Origin of the sequence: Neobacillus cucumis (assembly GCF_002860255.1) — a bacterium.
Lineage (GTDB): Bacteria > Bacillota > Bacilli > Bacillales > Cytobacillaceae > Neobacillus > Neobacillus cucumis_A.
This window is the reverse complement of the sequence record NZ_PGVE01000052.1, coordinates 131373-148643: the sequence shown is the minus strand read 5'-3', so window position 1 is coordinate 148643 and position 17271 is coordinate 131373. Positions and strand designations below refer to the sequence as shown.

Sequence of the window (17271 nt, the reverse complement as noted above, 5' to 3'; positions counted from 1 at the left end):
TGATGCTCTTTGTTAAAAATTGCGTGACTTACAGTACCTAGTTATTCAGTAAGATATTATGTTGAATCAGCAAACTCTTGTCTAAAGAGTTAATACTATTTATCTGCGAGTGATGATTTCATATCCGAGAATATTCTCCCCTTATCCAAGAGCAACCCCTGCATAAATAATTGGTATACTTCTTCTCCTTCAAGAAACGATATGAATGGGGGGTGAAATATACTGATGAAAAACGAAAACAATGGCGGGGGAAATCAAATAAAGTACAGTATTTGGAATACTCGTACGGAAGAAAACATGGATGTGACAAAAGAGAAAATAATTGATGCGATGGATCGCTCGTCTCTTGAATCAAAATCAACAGAACAACAGCACTAAAAGCAGCCGAAAAGGGCTGCTTTTAGTTTTTTCTAATATATAAAGAAGAGAAGGAATTCCCATCTCTTCTCAACATTCAAATATATAAAAGACTAATTTTTAGCCGGCAGGTTGACAAACACGTGTGTCCCTTCCCCTGCCTTACTGGTTATCCGAATCTTACCTGAATGGGATTGAACAATCCACTTGGCAATAGATAACCCTAATCCCGAGCCTTCTAAATGACGTGTTCTTGCTTTATCCCCACGATAGTATCGATCAAAGATGTGAGGAAGATCTTCCCTCGAAATACCAACTCCTGTATCGGAAATTTCTATGATTGCACGCGAACTCTTACTACTAGCCTTAACAGAAATAGCTCCATTTTCTTTCGTATACTTTAGTGCATTATCTATTAGAATGATAAACAATTGTTTTAGTCTCTCTCTATCACCTATCATCTCGATTGGGTGAATATCAGTACTTAACTGAATCTTTTTAAGAGCAGCCAGCTTTTGAAATTCCTTAACCACTTGATGTAAAATGTCATTTAAATAAATGGGCTCTTTTAGTAACTCCAGTTGATCTGAGTCCCAACGTGCTAGAGTCAATAAATCAGAGGACATTTTGGACAAGTAGTTAATTTCTTGAATTGCCTGATGGATGATCTCACTTTCCTGTTCGATACTATGGTCAGGATGGCGGAATAAGTGTTCTAAATTTAGCTTCATAACAGAAAGCGGAGTCCGTAATTCATGAGAAGCATCAGCAACAAATTGCTGCTGCTTCTCCCAAGAGAGCTTGATAGGTATTAAAGCTTTTCTAGCAAGATAAATTCCCGCAAGAATGGCGATAAATACACTGAGGACCGAGCCAAAACCAATGACCATAAGTAAATGAGATAACATCTCTCTTTCACGTCTAAGGTTATAAATCACTTGTATTTTTTCAATAGGTGAATAGTTTTTATTTGTTGAAACAAAAACGTTAATATAGCGGTAAGACTCAGAACCAATGGAAAAGGATTGAAGTCCTTCTTTATTTAACAAATGTGAAAAGAGTTCAGTGTCTTTTTGAGTTAGAGAATTGTTGGGAATTCCTTTATTTAGTTTACGGTCATTGTTCCATAATAAATAGATTAGCCGATGATTCTCTTCTCGCTCCTGATTAAACTCCTCACTCATTTTCTCCTTTTCATGGAGTAAATGATCCTTTTTTTCTAAAATACTATTATCTGCCTGGTTGTACAAACTATAGTGCATATAGAGATAAATAAGGGCCCCAAATGTATTTTGGAGAATGAAAAAGACAAGTGCGTTCAGAATAACCAGCCTGAGTTTTGTTTTTTTAAACATCGAGCCCACTACTCCTTTAACATATATCCCACACCACGGACAGTCCGAATCAACTGGTCATACTCATAAGGAGCTAATTTTTTTCTTAAGTAGTGGATATATAAATCAACAATGGCATCCGTTGTTTCAGATTCAATTCCCCATACTCTTTGAAAAATCTGATCCCTCGTGAGTATTTGTTCTTTATTTTGAATGAGATAAAAAAGTAATTCATATTCCTTAATAGTCAACTTTAATACCTCATGATGGATAAATCCTTCATGCTGTTTTGTATCTAAAAGAATAGGGCCATATGTCATCTTCCCCTCAAAACCCATCTTCCCAGTCCGCCGCAGGAGCGACCTTACTCTCGCTAAAAACTCTTCAGTGGCAAAGGGTTTCACAATATAATCATCCGCACCAAAATCGAGGCCCTTTACTCGATCTTCAATTCGGTCCTTAGCTGTAAGAAACAACGTTGGAGTTTGAACCCCTTCGCTCCGCAGCTTTTTTATTAAAGAGAAGCCATCCATTTTCGGAAGCATGATATCAAGTGTAATTAAGTCATATTCATAGGAAGAGGCCATGAAATAGCCATCTTCCCCATTGTCAGCTTGATCCACTTCATATTGTTCATCTTCTAAAATAGTGGAAAGGATTCGTCTTAGAGGCATATCATCTTCTACGACCAGTACACGCATGGTTCACTGCACTCCCTTAACATTTCCATAAAAAATAGTCTTCCCCAACATTTAATAATTAGCTCCTTAAAGCCCTTTGAATTGGTTTTATACTAGCCCCCTTGGAAGAGGAGTGTTTTTGATAATAATTATAGACATTCCCTATAAACAGCCCAATAAATAAATAAGTTAAGCCGCCAAAAAGTCCATAAACAACGATCCCAGAAACGGCCGAAAGAATACCAAACATGACCTGTTTGTTATATTTAGCCGGGGATGTAGGAGGATCGGTAAGCATAAAAAAGGAAAAAAACAAAGCGGCATTAATAAATGGAGGCCGCAGTGCATCAGCTGCACTTCCGATATCAAAGCAGCCCATCAGAAATAGTAACACAAAAAAGGTCCCCAAAAAGGAAAAGACTTGTGGATACTTATTAACCCTATCTGTTATGAGATAGCCGCCAATCAATAGAAAGATGATCATCCACCACGGAAGATCTCCAAAAGCTCCCCACCAGCTTTGTCCTGTATGAAATATAATAACTGAAAATAGTAATCCAAAAGCCGCTGGATTAAAAATTGGTTTCTTTTTATAGACCAAAAGATGTTTAGATAAGATGGCTATAATAGCCGTTCCTGCCACAAAAAACCAGGGAGTTGTGACACTCAATACTAAAGATATAATTAACGCTGTAATAACTGTGGCATCCTTGCTGCTTTTTCGATTTGCCATAATACAATAAATCCGATCGACAGCAATAGATACTATAATGGCGATTGAACTATTCACCAACCCCATCATTGTCTTTGCCCCAATCGACGCAATGACTAAATAAGCAGCCATGGCAATGGTGACATATCCCTTTGGTGTTTTCAACCATTTTTTTGCCTCCACTTAAATCCCTCCTGCTTTAACTATTTTTATTTCAGGTGTAACTAGTATTCCTTTAAGATTCATCTCTTCTATAAACCCTTTCGCCTTTTCAGTACCCAGCAAAAAGGCAACTGTTGAAAATCCATCCGCCAGCATAGCAAATGGGGCAATGATACTGGCACTGACCCAGTCATTGGGTGATTGTTTAGTTTTTGGGTTCATTAAATGGTGTAATTCTGTTTTTGTTGGATTCCTGCGCTCATAACTTCCGGATGTGCAGACAGCTTCATTTGAAATTTCAATCGTGTCAATTATTTGTTCTTTTTGAAAGGGATGCTGGATCCCAATTTTCCAAGGCTGCTCGTTTTCATCATAACCGCCGGCATATAAGTCCCCGCCAGCGTTGATCACAAAACCCTCAAAGTCCTTTAATTCATGTGCAGCTAAGTCAATTGCAAACCCCTTAGCAACAGCTCCTAAATCGATGACTAAAGGTTTTTTTAAAGTTAAGGTACGAGTTTGTAGATTTAATTTAATATCTTGATAGGACACAGATGCAGCCGCATGGCTTTCCATTTTATCCCCTGTGAGATAATGGCGATTAAATCCCTGCTGCTCCATCACTTTTCCAACGGTTGGATCAAATAAACCTTCCGTCATTCTCGCCACTTCGATTGCAAAATGGAGAGGTTCAAACAGAAATGGACTAATTTTAACTGGAGTGCCGACTACTCGAGAAGCCTGCATTATTTCACTGGAAGAGGTAAAGCGGCTGCATGCTTGTTCGACTTGGCGAAAGGCACTAAACGCACGCTCAATCGTAGATTCTGCCTCTTCCTTTGACCCTTTTGTAACCACCTGTATATCAACAAAGGTGTCCATATATAATTTCGTTTTTCTCATGGTTACCCCACCTCGTTATGTGCTTGGTTAAGAGCATCCTGTACAGCATCTTCAAAAGCCTGCGTACTATAAGTAGCACCTGAAACATTGTTTACTTGGGCACTTTGTTTCTGCAAGACTTCGTTTGGCAGGCCTACTACGTCGCTTTCTGAATAATGCATTGCAAAGTCACTAATCTCAACTGCTGTAATCTGATCATTCTTAATGGTGACTTGGACATCAATGAATCCCCGCCGGTTCATGCCAGTCCCTGTGAAGATTCCATCTTTATAGAGTTTTTTAACTTGGACTGGATGGCTAGTCCTTTTTGTATGATTTAAGGTTTGGTTATTTGTTTGGACATTTGTAGCAATATGTTGAATGGGCTGATTATTAACAGCCTGGGTATCGGTTGTATAATATCCAGCTGCATATACTGCTGCAACAGCTGTAGAACAAAGGGCAATCCACTTTTTGTTCATTTTTTTCATTTCACTTATCCTCCTATTGCTTGCTCAAAACTATTACACAAGAACAGTTTAGCTTTGCAATATTAGAATTATCTTAGAAATAAAGTTTTTATAAGAAAAAAAGGCTTGATTAATAACCAAGCCTTTCTTTCCGTTAAGATGTTCCTTATTCACTTTATCATGCGTTTTAAGCAAATTGATTATCATTTGTTTCATTTTTAATCCCAACAAAGAAGCGAATCCTATGGCTTTTCCAAGTGAGACTTCACTTTGCTGGACTAGCTTTCTGATAGTGACCGAATTTTTCTTAATGAAGGAAATAAGTACATCCATAGACCAGCAACTAGAATAGTTCCTACTCCGCCAATAAACGCGGCTGGTACTGTTCCAATTAGTCCTGCCACTGTCCCAGATTCAAACTCCCCAAGCTGGTTAGATGTCCCAATAAATAGTGAATTTACAGCATTTACACGACCGCGCATCTCATCTGGAGTCTGCAATTGCACCAGTGACGATCTGATGACCACACTGATGACGTCTGACCCACCAATAAGCAGTAAAGCAAATAAGGAGACAATTAAGCTAGTTGATAAGGCAAAGAGCATTGTTGCCAAGCCAAATACAGCAAGCGCACCGAATAATTTAAGTCCAATATTATTCTTGAGCGGATAATAGGCAAGTACCAACGAAACTAATAATGCTCCTACTGCTGGGGCGGTCCGCATTAAACCCAAGCCCCAAGGCCCCGTTTGTAAAATATCTTGTGCATAAATCGGTAGAAGAGCAGTCGCCCCGCCAAGCAGGACCGCAAAAAGATCAAGCGAAATCGTTCCCAAAATAACAGGATGACGATAGATAAATTCTAATCCTAAGAAAATGGAACGAAATGAAACGGGCTCTGATTTTCGAACGAATTCATGTTCCGTACGAATCATAAATGTAAGTATAGCTCCAACAAGCAGCGCGGCTGTTGCTGTACTGTATACATAGGAAGCTCCTAATGAAAATAGGAAACCGCCAATCATTGGACCCAAGATTTGAGATGTCTGCCCAGCAGTGGTAGCTAATGAAATGGCCTGCTGCAAGATTTTTTTTCTACCAACTGTGGCAATAATGCCGACGAGGTTGGGCCTTCGAAAGCCCGGCAGGCTCCCAAAATAGCTGCTGCAGCCAAGATTTGTTCACGGCCGAGCCAGCCGTCAATATTTCCATATAGAAGGAATCCTGCAATGATAGCTTCTATTACTTGGCAAAAGAAGACGATTTTCCTACGGTCAAATTGGTCCGCAACCTGACCAACAACAAAGGTCAGAAGTACCATTGGTATAAACTGCGCAAGACCCACTAAACCTAAACTAAAAGCGTCATGTGTCAAATCATACATTTGCCAGCCGACAGCCACGGACAGCATTTGAAAAGAGGTCGAGGCTAATATCCTTGATCCCCAATAATTTCTAAAAGATGGCTGTCTAAAAAGTGAATCACCTGATTGAAGCAAACAATTTTCACACCCTTTTTTCAACTGTAATTTATTGCTATATTATACTCCTTTTCAAGCTAGGCTTCATTCCTTTAGTCCTTTAGCGAACTTTCTCTCTCTTTCTAGCGATTCTACCAGTTCTTCCTAGAGAACCATGAGATTTGATATTTTTCCGCAGCTTCTCTATTTAATTCCGCGAAAATCCAACATATTTCCACGGCAATTTTTTGTTATTTCGGCAAAATTCCTTTTTTAGGTACCTTTTTCGATTATTTTTTAAGCTATAATAAAGAAATGGAAAGTATATTTAGGAAATATAAATATATGAAACAACGACAATATTTATTGCATTTTTTCTCATAAAATTATTTTTCGAAAGGACTTGTCATATTTGAAGCTAAGACGGATAGGAAGTATAGTATTTATTTTCACTCTGGCGCTAGTTTTCATCTTATTTTATTTGGATTCTAAACCCTCTACGGAAGTGAAAAAAAAGCAGTCTGTTCCATTGCCGACTGAACTCAATCCGATTGTCAAGGATCGAACGGATCAATTGATCCAACAGGCCGCTAAGAAAGGGATAGTGGTCGTAATAACCGATAGTTTCCGTAGTGCGGAAGACCAGGATCGGCTATATCAACAAGGCCGTACGGCCGAAGGGAATATTGTCACCAATGCAAAAGGTGGCGAGTCATTTCACAATTATGGACTTGCCATTGATTTTGCATTAGAGACCCCTTCAGGTGATGTGGTTTGGGATCGCGAATATGATCGAAATGAAAATGGAAAAGAAGATTGGACCGAGGTTGTTCAAATGGCTAAAGCGTTAGGATTTAAATGGGGTGGCGATTGGAAGGGATTTAAGGATTATCCCCATTTAGAAATGAATTTCGGACTAACCATCGCCGATTTGCAGAATGGTGAGAGACCTGCCGGCACAACCTTAACAGCAGATCTCGAAACGGATCAACAGTGAATTTTATAGCACCGCATTTGCGGTGTTTTTTTACAAACTAAAATTTTTAAATCGCATTTTGCAAAAACTTTGTAAAGATTAACACTTCATCTGTTACTACTTTCGTTAATAGATAGGTAGTCGATGTGGGTGGAATAATTTTTTCATGCTTTATTTCAACTAGCTTATTCATCCCAATTTCCTCTTTTACAACAGTATAAGGTAAATAGGAAACCCCGAGTCCTGCCTCGATGAACCTTTTCGTTACTTCTACTTGATTCACTTTCATTGTTTTTATAGTTGAATAATATCTCTTAATCTCTGGTAATAGTTGATTCCAATAGTCTGGATGGTTATGCGTAATAAGCCTATATTTAGAGAGTGTAGTTTTTTCGTCTAAGGAAGGTTCGTTCGGTCCAACTAAAATGACTGATTCTTTGTGGACAATTTCTGTCTTTATGTTTGTTTGAACTGGCAGGATTCTAGTTAATCCTAAGTCTGCTCTTCCGGCACTGATTTCCTTGCCTATTTCATAGGAATTCAAGACATTTATAATTACTTCTATCGTTGGATTTTTATCAATAAATTGCCTTAATAATGCAGGTAGGAAGGATGAAGCAATCTGTGGGGCAACAGCAATAATCAACTTTCGGTTATACCCTTGTTTCCAAGATTCAAAGTCTTGCATCCCTTGTTCATAATTTGTGATTAACTCCCTTGCATAGGATAGAAACTTGTGGCCAGCTGGGGTCAAAACTACTTTATTTCCAATCCGCTCAAACAATTGTATGTTAAGACTCTCCTCTAGTCTTTTAATATGTTTGGTAACAGCTGGTTGAGTGAGAAATAGCTCTTCTGATGCTTCCCTAAAATTTTCATACTTAGCAGAAATGATAAATGTTCTTAACCATTTAATATCCATCATTGCTCCCTCAATAACAGTTCGTTATTAACTTTCTTATTTTTAGTTAATATCCATTATTTAACTCCTCCATTATAATCTAATCAACAAGAATATACATTTAATAAAAAGGGAGCGAGTTAGATGGAAAAAGTAAAAGACAGTTGGAATGCCAATTTGTATGATGGTAAACATTCTTTTGTATCGATGTATGGAGAAAGTTTGTTTGAATTATTAGCTCCTCAAAAAGGTGAAAAAATCCTAGACTTAGGCTGCGGAACAGGAGATTTAGCAAAGCAGTTATCTGAGTATGGGGCAGAAATGACTGGGGTAGATAAATCCGAAAAGATGATTGAACAGGCAAGAAATAAATACCCTGATATTAAATTCATCGTTCAAGATGCAACAGAGCTAGAATTTCATCATGAATTTGATGCCGTGTTTTCGAATGCTGCACTTCATTGGATTAAACAACCAAGAGAAGCTTTAACTTGTATTTATAATTGCTTGAAACAAGGCGGCAGATTTGTTGCTGAATTTGGCGGCAAGGGCAACATTCGGTCCATATCAGATGAAATAATAAATCAAATTGAGGCTGAGAATCTCCCATTTAATATAAAAAAATTCCCTTGGTTTTTCCCAAGCATTGCTGAATATACGTCTTTGATGGAACAAGCAGGATTTAGAGTGACCTTTGCACAACACGTTGACCGGCCAACCCCTTTAGAAGGAAAAAGCGGAGTAACAAACTGGATTCATATGTTCGGTGGCAGTATGTTAGATGGTTTTTCCGATGATCAAAAACATAGGATTATAGCAAAAGTGGAGGACAATTTAAGAAAAGTTATATTTAAAGATGGAAATTGGGTTGCCGATTATAAAAGGATTCGTGTAATCGGAATTAAAGAATAATTAGAAGGGCTCCATATTGGGACCCTTCTTTCTCTTTCTTATAGGAAAAATAATTTGATAATTTTTCAACAAACGAAAAATAAAGAAAAACAGTGAAATAATGAGAAAACACTATAAGATTTACGCTTACACTGGAAATGTCCCCGTTTTCAAGGTACGCTTTAAAACCTTGCAGTAAAAATGAACTAGAGTTTATAGTTAGTTTATTTAGAAACGACTCTCAAAGATAAGTAGAGAATCGTTTTTTTTTGAAAAAATATGTAACATTCCCCTTTAAAAGTTTAATCTTTCACTAGCCCTCCTCTTAGTTTACTGACACCGAATTCTAAGTAGCCTTTTAAACAGCTCAACATAAAAACCCAGCCTTCTTTATTATCTAGTATCTGACCAATGAAATCGTCATCCCCTTCATTAAACCCTTCTTCACTTATTTCAATTATCGTATTAGACTGGTCTACTTCTTTTAGTGATATGGTCACAATATGACCTTCACCATTTGCCCCCCATCGAAACACGATTTTCTTATTGTCCTCGATTTCCAACACTTCTATTTCCAATTGGGCATTGTACTCATCATATCTTATTGTAATAATCTTACCTGCTTGCCATCTTTCCGAACTTGATGAGAACCAAAAATGGCCAATTTTCGTAGGATCTACAAAGGCTTCAAACACTTCATTTGCCGGTTTTAAGATCTTAAATTTTGTTAGATTGTTCATTACCAATCACCCTTACTTTTTGATTAATGCTTTCTTTTTCTCATTATGTACAATATTTACTTTTGAAACAATCTAATTGGAAGAAATTTCACTAAGGATATCTCAATTAGTAGTACTTTTATAGTTCTTTTACCAATACTTATTAATTATTGATGGGTTTAGCAAAAAAATCCCAGTCAATTAGGAGGAGAATGATGAAAGCGATCGTTTATAACAAATATGGTCCACCTGATGTTCTTCAATTAAAAGAAGTAGAAATACCCCGCCTTGAAGACCATCAAGTACTTGTGAAAATTCATGCTGCATCCATAAATTTTGGGAACCTAGTTCTTTTAAAAGGCGAACCGTATTTAGCACGATTGGCTTTTGGTCTATTCAAACCAAAATACTCTATCCCTGGAGGCGATATAGCAGGCCGGGTGGAAGCAGTTGGGAAAGATGTGAAGGAGTTCCAAATAGGAGATGAAGTATTCGGTGACCTATCTGGCTGTGGCTGGGGCGGTTTTGCCGAGTATGTATCTGTTCCTGAAAATGCACTTGCCTTAAAACCAGCCAATTTGACCTTTGAAGAAGCAGCTGCCGTACCAATGGCGGGAGTAACCGCCTTACAAGCTCTCCGAGATAAAGGCAAAGTTCAGCAAGGACAGAAGGTAATAATAAATGGTGCCTCTGGTGGTGTAGGAACGTTTGCCGTACAGATTGCTAAATCTTTAGGAGCTGAAGTTACGGGTGTGTGTAGTACTAAAAACGTAGATATCCTGCAATCGATTGGAACAGACCATTTTCTTGACTATACAAAGGAAAACTTTACTGAAAAAACGGAGCGTTATGATCTGATTCTTGGCGTTAACGGACATCACCCGATTTCTGCCTATAAGCGTGTTTTAAATCTAAATGGGAGATTTGTTCACGTTGGAGGGTCGGGCTCTCAAATGTTCCAAGCTATGGTCCTGGGACCTTGGATTTCAATGACGGAAGGTAAGAAAATGGGGACCTTTTTACAAAGGGCAAACCAGAAAGATCTAAACTATTTGAAAAAACTGTTGGAAGACGGCAAAATAAAACCAGTTATAGACCGATGCTATAAGTTGAGTGAGGTGCCCGCGGCCTTCAGATATTTTGAAAAAGGCCATGCGCAAGGGAAAGTTGTCATCACTATATGATAGATTCCTACTATCTAAAGACTTTCTGCTCACCCAGTCCAACGTAATATTTTAGTTGCCTATGTTATATTAAAATATAGTTTTGTCAGAAAAGTAATACTTAACACAATAGAAAGCAGCCATCATCCTCCAATGGCTGCTTACTAAAAAATAAATCTATTATGGAGTTGTAGTCACAGTTGCCAGTTGAGAAACTTGTTCTGGAGTTAGAGAAGTTTCATAAACTCTTAAAACCGTTATGGTAAAACTCTTAATTGCTGTTGCAGTCCCCTTGGTAATCGTTGCAGTGAGGGTAATAGTTGCGTCTCCTTCACCAAATGCCGGGCGATTAACTACTCCAGTAGAAGAAACAAAATCAGGATTAGAAGAACTCCATGAAATAGCCGTGTCGCGTGTTCCAGCTGTAGGAAGAGTTAAATTGGAAGTAATCCGGCTTGTATCTCCTAGGCTTAAATCTTGTTGAACATCCTCAACAACCTGGTGATCATTTAGGTTTGCTCTCTGGACTCCCCATACTGCCACTCCACTTGTCATATTATCGTTGGTCTTATTGGATAGAGCACTAAATGTAATGACATATTTCTGTCTAGCCTCATCCCATTGACGCAGGAATACGCCATCGTAGGTTACGTCATCTAAGGTTAGTTCTGCCTGGTTTTGATCAGTTAATTTCCATGTTCCAGCCGCAGCCCCCGAAACCTTACCGTCATTTGTCAAATGAAGGACAGTTGAATTTTTTACCGCTGAAGAAATTTCCTTATCATGGTTAACAAAATTATAATCGCCAGCAATTTGTTTGGAATTCACTTTCCTCTCATTTTCCCCAGCATATCTATTTGGTGCAACAACCGGCCATCCGTCCTTATTTATCACCATTTCATGAACACGTACCTCATGGTTTTCTCCCTGGTTAGGAAAACGGGTATGGAAAATTAAATAATATCTTCCTGTTCTATAACTCTATCTTTTCCGCAAAAAAAATCGGATGATTTTCATCATCCGATTCATTGTTTTTGATTTTATTGATCCGATTCAATTGGCAGCCAGGTTTGTGACCACTTTTCAATCTCTCTGACTATAGGCTCTAAAGCTAATCCTTTATCCGTTAGAGAATATTCAATCCGTACAGGCGTCTCGGGGAACACCTCGCGTTTAACGATTCCTTGATTTTCTAAATCTTTCAGACGCTCCGAAAGAACCCTCCCACTGATTCCTATAGAAGATTCTAACGCACAAAAGCGTTTCGATCCTGTGAGCAGCTGATAAATGACAAGACCTGTCCAGCGCTGGCTTAACATTACCATAGCCTTTTCGAATCGAGGACATATTTCAGGTTGATTCATGGTTTTCCCCTCCTATTCATTAATATCATATTACAAATCACAATAAAATTACAATACATAATTAATTTATTTGACACAAGTTCATTTCAAAAATATAATTAGTTACATAAAGTAAGTAAGTTGCAAATTACACAATAAGTTAGCAGTGACTAATTTAAGTCGAAAAATTAACCAAGATACAAGAGACTAAATAAGGTGGTCCTTAACATGAATCTTGAAGCAGATGTTTGTATAGCCGGTGGTGGTCCAGGAGGCTCATTTTTAGGATATTTGCTTGCGAAAAAGGGTATATCAACCATTGTTCTCGAACGACATTCAGGAATCGACAAAGAATTTCGGGGCGAACATCTTAATCAGGACGGAGAACGGGTTTTAAAAAAATATAACCTGTATAATAAAGTACAAGAAGCTGGACTCCTTTTAATGGAACGAGTTGAATATTGGCAGCATGGACAGGTAATTAAGACAGTCACACCGGCAGATGGAGAGCTGCATGTCGGTATCCATGTTCCGCAAAGAAATTTATTAAGTGTATTGATTCAGGAATCTAAACCTTATCAGAATTTCAATCTTTTAATGGGGACAAAAGTGACTGAATTACTTTTTAATAAAAATGGGTGTGTAACTGGTTTGAGAGCATTAAAGGGAGAGCAAGAAGTGACTATTAAAAGTAAGATAGTCGTTGGTGCAGATGGCCGCTTCTCAACCGTTAGAAAACTTGCGGAGATCCCCTTCTCAATCATCAAACATGGGTATGACTTGCTTTGGGCAAAGATCCCAAGCCCGAGAGGCTGGGAACCAACTATAAAAAATGCGCTGATCAACGGTAAGCAGCTTGCTCTATTTACGCAAGCGGGCGGATTTATTCAGATTGGCTGGAACATTGAAGAAGATTCCTATCATGCCTTGAAGAAACAATCATTTGCCCCATTTATTGATCAAGTGATAGAAGCATTTCCGGAGTTAACGGAACCGATTCATCAGCACATTCAATCTTGGAACGATTTTATCTTATTAAAAGTGCAAAGCAGTCAATCTCCTACCTGGTCGAAAGACGGAATTGTTATAATGGGAGATGCCGCTCATACGATGAGTCCCACCGGTGCCTTTGGGATCAATTGTGCATTACTAGATGCCGATGTATTATGCGGCGTAATTATTGAGGCATTGAATAACCATGATGTGAGTGCCGCTCAATTAGGTAAATTAGAACAGGTTCGTCGTGCTGACGTTGAGAAATTACAGCTGCAGCAGTTAATAAAAGAAGAAAGCTATCAAGACAATTTTAAGGTACCTGCTCTTTAATAAAGAACATGTAAATAAAATGCAGGATTGGGGAAATGATGATGGAACAAGTTCAATTAAAGGCCGATGTCCTCTCTTTATTAGAGGATAAAATAAAATTAATTATAAAAGGCGAGGAAGCCATTTATTTGGTGGGTCCAATTAAATTGCCTGTTAATTTGTATGGAGAAACAATCGAATTTAAGTGGTATAGCTGGCTGAAGTCCGACAAGGTTACGGAAGATTTCCAGCAAGTGATTCATCACTTATCATCTGCTAAGCTGGCAGAATTTCAGCAATCAAGCGTCCTTGTTTATGGGAATTTTGAATATGGCGAGGATGCCTTGATCAGAATGCATTCTATTTGTCACACTGGCGATATCTTTGGCAGCAAACGTTGTGATTGTGGCTTTCAGCTTAGACAGTCTATGAAAATGATTGTTGAGCATGGAACCGGAGCGTTGTTTTACCTAGCCAATCATGAAGGCAGAGGGATTGGTTTATTTAGCAAAGCCATGGCCTATATTCTTCAAGAAAATGGTTATGATACAGTTGAGGCGAATGAAGGTCTAGGATTTGCAGATGATACAAGAAACTATGAAGACGCTATTGAAGTTCTTAAAGCACTAAGATCGAAGCCCGTAACACTGATTACGAACAACCCGAAAAAACTTAAAGCCTTGAAAACGGCAGGTGCACCACTTTCCGGCAGAACTCCATTATGGGGAGATATATCTGAATACAACGAGAAATACTTAAAAACAAAAGTAAAAAAATCGGGACATTTAGAGTAGCTTGAATAAGGATTGATTAACAGGATGGTGATCACACCATCCTGATTTGGCAGGAGGATATGGTTGTATGAATGATGAGTTTTATATGCAATTGGCATTGAAAAATGCGCAAGCCATGAAAGGTCAGACAGATCCGAATCCCCTTGTTGGCGCTGTGATTGTCAATGACAACCGAATTTTAGGGGTCGGAGCGCACATGAAAGCCGGAGAACCCCATGCTGAAATCCATGCACTTCGTATGGCTGGGGATCACGCGAAGGGCGCGACCATCTATGTCACCCTTGAACCTTGCTCCCACCACGGTAGAACAGGCCCTTGTGCGGTCGCACTTGTTGAGGCAGGAATTAAGAAAGTAGTGATCGCAACGTTAGACCCGAACCCAGTTGTTGCAGGAAATGGGGTTAAGATTCTTAAAGACGCTGGAATTGAGGTCGTTATCGGGGTTTGCGAGGAAGAATCCCGCCAGATGAATGAAGTGTTTAATAAATTCATCGTGGAGAAAATACCATTTGTCACATTGAAAGCAGCTACCACGCTTGATGGCAAAACAGCTACCCATACAGCCAGCAGCAAGTGGATTACCTCTCCTGACGCAAGAGGGGATGTACACCAGTTAAGAAGTGAGAATATGGCTATCCTTGTTGGAGTCAATACTGTGATTGAAGACAATCCTGAACTGACTTCGAGAATTCCAAACGGACGCAACCCCATACGAGTGATCTTGGACTCTTCCCTTCGGATTCCATTGGAGGCGAAGGTGATAACCGATCAGCAGACGGATACTTGGGTTTTTACTAGTGAAAATTTTGATAAAGAAAAACGGAAAGTGTTAGAGGATCTTGGTATCCCTGTCTTTGTGACGAGCGGTTCGAATCAAGTGGATCCAGCAGATGTAATGAAAATGTTAGGAGAAAAGCTTGTTTCCTCGGTTTTCATAGAGGCAGGCGGTACCCTAAATGCTTCTCTTTTTGAAAAGCAATTAATAGATAAAGTGATCCTATATGTGGCTCCTAAGCTGGTTGGCGGCAAGGACGCTCCTACTTTCTTAGAGGGAACGGGAATAGCGGAAATGGGCGATGCAGTTGAGTTATCTAATTTAACCGTTACGCCCATTGGGAAGGATTTTAAATTTACTGGATATCCTATATATATTAACTAATGGACGGTGCTGGTCACCATCCATTTTTTTCTGAAAGAGGTGCCTACATGAGGTTTGGTTTTGATATTGATGACACACTAATTAATTTAAGAGAGCATGCCTTCCACATTTATAATAAAAAGTTAGGTAAAGAAATCGGTCTTGAGGTTTTCAAAGAATTAAAAAGAGTAGAAATTCATGAACCCTTTGGGATGACAGCTGAAGAAGGCTCGCAGATGTGGAAAAATACACTAGAAGATATTTACTATACAGATTGCCCTGCCTTTCCAGGAGCTGTTGAACTTCTGCAGGAGCTTGAAAGACAAGGACATGAAATCTATTATATAACGGCACGCTATCAGGAGCATGGCGAGCGTACGAAAAAATGGTTACTAGAACACGGCTTCCCTGTTCATGATGACCGGTTCTTCTGGGGAATGAAGGATCATGAAAAAGTAAACACTATTAAGCAATTACATTTAGATTTTTACTTTGACGATAAACCGGAGATTCTGGAGACTCTTACAGATCAAAAGGTAAAAGTTTTTCTGAAAGATCAATCGTATAACAGGCACGTAAAAATGCCTCGTATTGTTAGTTGGCCAAAATATAAGGATTTTATCAGGGAGTTAGCCGACTAAACAATGGTGACCCTTTCACTCCATCTCGAATGATTATGATATACTATTGAAGGTTTATTTACAGAGAGGAGTCTTATTAGTGGAGTTACAACATGAATCAAGTGCACGCATGAAATCGACATATATATTTTTATTAGTTACGGGGATTGTATTAGTAGCCTTTAATTTGCGCCCTGCCATAACATCTGTCGGTCCATTAGTTGGAATGATCCAAGAAGATGTTGGACTTGCCCATTGGAGTGCGGGGTTATTAATGAGTTTCCCATTACTTGTCTTTGCTACGATGTCACCCATTGTTCCAAAGATTGCCAATCGTATATCAAATGAGATGACTTTACTAGTTGGTCTGATCGCACTTATTATCGGGATTGGGATTCGGTCCATCCCCATGACTTTTTTCCTTTTTACTGGAACTCTATTGATTGGAGTCGGTATAGCCGTTGGGAATGTTTTGCTGCCCGCCGTAGTAAAAGATAAATTCCCCGATAAGTTCGGTCTAATGACAAGCGTGTATTCCACTTCCATGGGATTAGTTGCCTCATTAGCATCAGGACTAAGTGTTCCTTTGGCAAAAGATTTAAACCTCGGGTGGCAGGGAGCCCTTATTGTATGGGGAATCCCAGCCATCATAGCGATATTGTTATGGACTTATCTTCTTCGGTTTAACCAAGGGAAGCAGGGAGGAATCAAAAAGCCTTCTTCAAGTTCTAAGGAAATGTGGCTTTCTCCGCTTGCCTGGCAAATTGCGATATTCATGGGCTTTCAATCCTTTTTATTTTACGTAACAATTTCATGGTTACCTGAAATCTTACAAAGTCACGGTCTTAGTATGGGAACAGCTGGATGGCTGCTATCCATCACCCAGTTAGTCGGACTGCCTGCCAGTTTCTTTATTCCTGTCATCGCAGGCCGATATCAATCCCAGGTTTGGATTGCTATGATTTTAGGATTGTTATCTATTATTGGTTATGCAGGATTACTTTTGGGATCCTCCTATCCTATCTTAATTATTAGCATTATTTTTATTGGGGTTGCATTAGGAGGAAACTTCCCGTTGGCGCTGAGTTATATAGGTCTTCGCTCAAAAAACGCCAATCGTGCGGTCGAGTTATCAGGAATGACTCAATCAACTGGTTATATTCTTGCTGCCATAGGCCCGTTGCTTATCGGTTACTTGTATGATAGGACCCACTTGTGGACCATTCCATTGATTACTCTGATTGTCATCTCGGTAGTCCTGACGGTATTTGGTATGATGTCAGGCCGGAATCGGTATGTATAAGAGCCTTACGCTCCTACTGAAACAGGTCCCGTTACCAATCGTAAAACTAGAGTATTATTAAT

18 protein-coding genes and 1 pseudogene are annotated in these 17271 nt (G+C 39.0%); 9 read left to right on the top strand and 10 right to left on the bottom strand.

All coding sequences use genetic code 11. The features are described from left to right. The first annotated feature begins 225 nt into the window (after positions 1 to 225). Entirely contained in the window at positions 226 to 378 is a 153-nt protein-coding gene (locus CVD27_RS28145; protein WP_180960279.1) for a hypothetical protein, read from the top strand. A gap of 92 nt (positions 379 to 470) precedes the next feature. Here CVD27_RS28145 and CVD27_RS13975 read toward each other — a convergent pair whose 3' ends face one another. The 6 genes and pseudogenes from CVD27_RS13975 to CVD27_RS13950 form a co-directional block, all read right to left on the bottom strand. Beyond that, positions 471 to 1712: a sensor histidine kinase gene (locus tag CVD27_RS13975; RefSeq protein ID WP_101648520.1), complete on the bottom strand. Its 1242-nt coding sequence runs from the start codon at positions 1710 to 1712 to the stop codon at positions 471 to 473. 8 nt (positions 1713 to 1720) lie between these two features. Continuing rightward, positions 1721 to 2392 (bottom strand): response regulator transcription factor, encoded by a 672-nt coding sequence (locus tag CVD27_RS13970; protein WP_101648519.1) that lies wholly within the window; start codon positions 2390 to 2392, stop codon positions 1721 to 1723. A 58-nt stretch (positions 2393 to 2450) separates the two neighbouring features. Beyond that, the gene (locus tag CVD27_RS13965; protein ID WP_101648518.1) at positions 2451 to 3266 is read right to left on the bottom strand and encodes an RnfABCDGE type electron transport complex subunit D; all 816 of its coding nucleotides are present in this window, start codon (positions 3264 to 3266) and stop codon (positions 2451 to 2453) included. After that, positions 3267 to 4148 carry an FAD:protein FMN transferase gene (locus CVD27_RS13960; RefSeq protein WP_101648517.1) on the bottom strand — a complete coding sequence of 294 codons (882 nt, stop codon included), beginning with the start codon at positions 4146 to 4148 and terminating at the stop codon, positions 3267 to 3269. A 2-nt stretch (positions 4149 to 4150) separates the two neighbouring features. Next, positions 4151 to 4618 (bottom strand): FMN-binding protein, encoded by a 468-nt coding sequence (locus CVD27_RS13955; protein ID WP_101648516.1) that lies wholly within the window; start codon positions 4616 to 4618, stop codon positions 4151 to 4153. A gap of 257 nt (positions 4619 to 4875) precedes the next feature. Then, positions 4876 to 5981, bottom strand: a pseudogene (locus tag CVD27_RS13950) (MFS transporter). Positions 5982 to 6561: 580 nt separating this feature from the next. Between CVD27_RS13950 and CVD27_RS13945 the strand changes: the two are divergent. Further along, positions 6562 to 7053, top strand: coding sequence for a M15 family metallopeptidase (locus CVD27_RS13945; protein WP_374703073.1), 492 nt, complete (start codon positions 6562 to 6564; stop codon positions 7051 to 7053). Positions 7054 to 7099: 46 nt separating this feature from the next. On the opposite strand, the gene CVD27_RS13940 is transcribed toward CVD27_RS13945, so the two are convergent. Further along, complete coding sequence (locus tag CVD27_RS13940; protein ID WP_101648514.1) at positions 7100 to 7954, bottom strand: LysR family transcriptional regulator; 855 nt, start codon at positions 7952 to 7954, stop codon at positions 7100 to 7102. A gap of 123 nt (positions 7955 to 8077) precedes the next feature. On the opposite strand from CVD27_RS13940, the gene CVD27_RS13935 reads away from it, so the two are divergent. Next, entirely contained in the window at positions 8078 to 8845 is a 768-nt protein-coding gene (locus tag CVD27_RS13935; RefSeq protein WP_101648513.1) for a class I SAM-dependent methyltransferase, read from the top strand. A 281-nt stretch (positions 8846 to 9126) separates the two neighbouring features. On the opposite strand, the gene CVD27_RS13930 is transcribed toward CVD27_RS13935, so the two are convergent. Continuing rightward, positions 9127 to 9564 (bottom strand): SRPBCC family protein, encoded by a 438-nt coding sequence (locus tag CVD27_RS13930; RefSeq protein ID WP_101648512.1) that lies wholly within the window; start codon positions 9562 to 9564, stop codon positions 9127 to 9129. A gap of 194 nt (positions 9565 to 9758) precedes the next feature. Here CVD27_RS13930 and CVD27_RS13925 point away from each other — a divergent pair, with 194 nt between their 5' ends. Continuing rightward, positions 9759 to 10727, top strand: coding sequence for an NAD(P)-dependent alcohol dehydrogenase (locus CVD27_RS13925; RefSeq protein WP_101648511.1), 969 nt, complete (start codon positions 9759 to 9761; stop codon positions 10725 to 10727). Between the two features lie 159 nt (positions 10728 to 10886). Here CVD27_RS13925 and CVD27_RS13920 read toward each other — a convergent pair whose 3' ends face one another. Both CVD27_RS13920 and CVD27_RS13915 read right to left on the bottom strand, forming a co-directional pair. Beyond that, positions 10887 to 11603 carry a lipocalin-like domain-containing protein gene (locus CVD27_RS13920; RefSeq protein WP_101648510.1) on the bottom strand — a complete coding sequence of 239 codons (717 nt, stop codon included), beginning with the start codon at positions 11601 to 11603 and terminating at the stop codon, positions 10887 to 10889. 143 nt (positions 11604 to 11746) lie between these two features. Then, positions 11747 to 12070, bottom strand: coding sequence for a winged helix-turn-helix transcriptional regulator (locus CVD27_RS13915; protein WP_101648509.1), 324 nt, complete (start codon positions 12068 to 12070; stop codon positions 11747 to 11749). 207 nt (positions 12071 to 12277) lie between these two features. Between CVD27_RS13915 and CVD27_RS13910 the strand changes: the two genes are divergently transcribed. The 5 genes from CVD27_RS13910 (at position 12278) to CVD27_RS13890 (ending at position 17209) form a co-directional block, all read left to right on the top strand. After that, entirely contained in the window at positions 12278 to 13375 is a 1098-nt protein-coding gene (locus CVD27_RS13910) for an FAD-dependent monooxygenase (protein ID WP_101648508.1), read from the top strand. A gap of 41 nt (positions 13376 to 13416) precedes the next feature. Then, complete coding sequence (locus tag CVD27_RS13905; protein WP_101648507.1) at positions 13417 to 14148, top strand: GTP cyclohydrolase II; 732 nt, start codon at positions 13417 to 13419, stop codon at positions 14146 to 14148. Between the two features lie 67 nt (positions 14149 to 14215). Next, a complete protein-coding gene (gene ribD, locus CVD27_RS13900) occupies positions 14216 to 15307 on the top strand; it encodes a bifunctional diaminohydroxyphosphoribosylaminopyrimidine deaminase/5-amino-6-(5-phosphoribosylamino)uracil reductase RibD (protein WP_101648506.1) in 1092 nt (363 codons plus the stop codon). Positions 15308 to 15354: 47 nt separating this feature from the next. Next, entirely contained in the window at positions 15355 to 15927 is a 573-nt protein-coding gene (locus tag CVD27_RS13895) for a 5' nucleotidase, NT5C type (protein WP_101648505.1), read from the top strand. A 79-nt stretch (positions 15928 to 16006) separates the two neighbouring features. Further along, positions 16007 to 17209 carry a CynX/NimT family MFS transporter gene (locus tag CVD27_RS13890; protein WP_101648504.1) on the top strand — a complete coding sequence of 401 codons (1203 nt, stop codon included), beginning with the start codon at positions 16007 to 16009 and terminating at the stop codon, positions 17207 to 17209. Positions 17210 to 17271: the final 62 nt, after the last annotated feature.

Coding starts and splice junctions, on each gene's coding strand:
- CVD27_RS28145 (WP_180960279.1), top strand. CDS start 226: ATGAAAAACGAAAACAATGGCGGGGGAAATCAAATAAAGTACAGTATT.
- CVD27_RS13975 (WP_101648520.1), bottom strand. CDS start 1,712: ATGTTTAAAAAAACAAAACTCAGGCTGGTTATTCTGAACGCACTTGTC.
- CVD27_RS13970 (WP_101648519.1), bottom strand. CDS start 2,392: ATGCGTGTACTGGTCGTAGAAGATGATATGCCTCTAAGACGAATCCTT.
- CVD27_RS13960 (WP_101648517.1), bottom strand. CDS start 4,148: ATGAGAAAAACGAAATTATATATGGACACCTTTGTTGATATACAGGTG.
- CVD27_RS13955 (WP_101648516.1), bottom strand. CDS start 4,618: ATGAAAAAAATGAACAAAAAGTGGATTGCCCTTTGTTCTACAGCTGTT.
- CVD27_RS13940 (WP_101648514.1), bottom strand. CDS start 7,954: ATGGATATTAAATGGTTAAGAACATTTATCATTTCTGCTAAGTATGAA.
- CVD27_RS13935 (WP_101648513.1), top strand. CDS start 8,078: ATGGAAAAAGTAAAAGACAGTTGGAATGCCAATTTGTATGATGGTAAA.
- CVD27_RS13930 (WP_101648512.1), bottom strand. CDS start 9,564: ATGAACAATCTAACAAAATTTAAGATCTTAAAACCGGCAAATGAAGTG.
- CVD27_RS13925 (WP_101648511.1), top strand. CDS start 9,759: ATGAAAGCGATCGTTTATAACAAATATGGTCCACCTGATGTTCTTCAA.
- CVD27_RS13920 (WP_101648510.1), bottom strand. CDS start 11,603: ATGGTGATAAATAAGGACGGATGGCCGGTTGTTGCACCAAATAGATAT.
- CVD27_RS13915 (WP_101648509.1), bottom strand. CDS start 12,070: ATGAATCAACCTGAAATATGTCCTCGATTCGAAAAGGCTATGGTAATG.
- CVD27_RS13910 (WP_101648508.1), top strand. CDS start 12,278: ATGAATCTTGAAGCAGATGTTTGTATAGCCGGTGGTGGTCCAGGAGGC.
- CVD27_RS13905 (WP_101648507.1), top strand. CDS start 13,417: ATGGAACAAGTTCAATTAAAGGCCGATGTCCTCTCTTTATTAGAGGAT.
- ribD (WP_101648506.1), top strand. CDS start 14,216: ATGAATGATGAGTTTTATATGCAATTGGCATTGAAAAATGCGCAAGCC.
- CVD27_RS13895 (WP_101648505.1), top strand. CDS start 15,355: ATGAGGTTTGGTTTTGATATTGATGACACACTAATTAATTTAAGAGAG.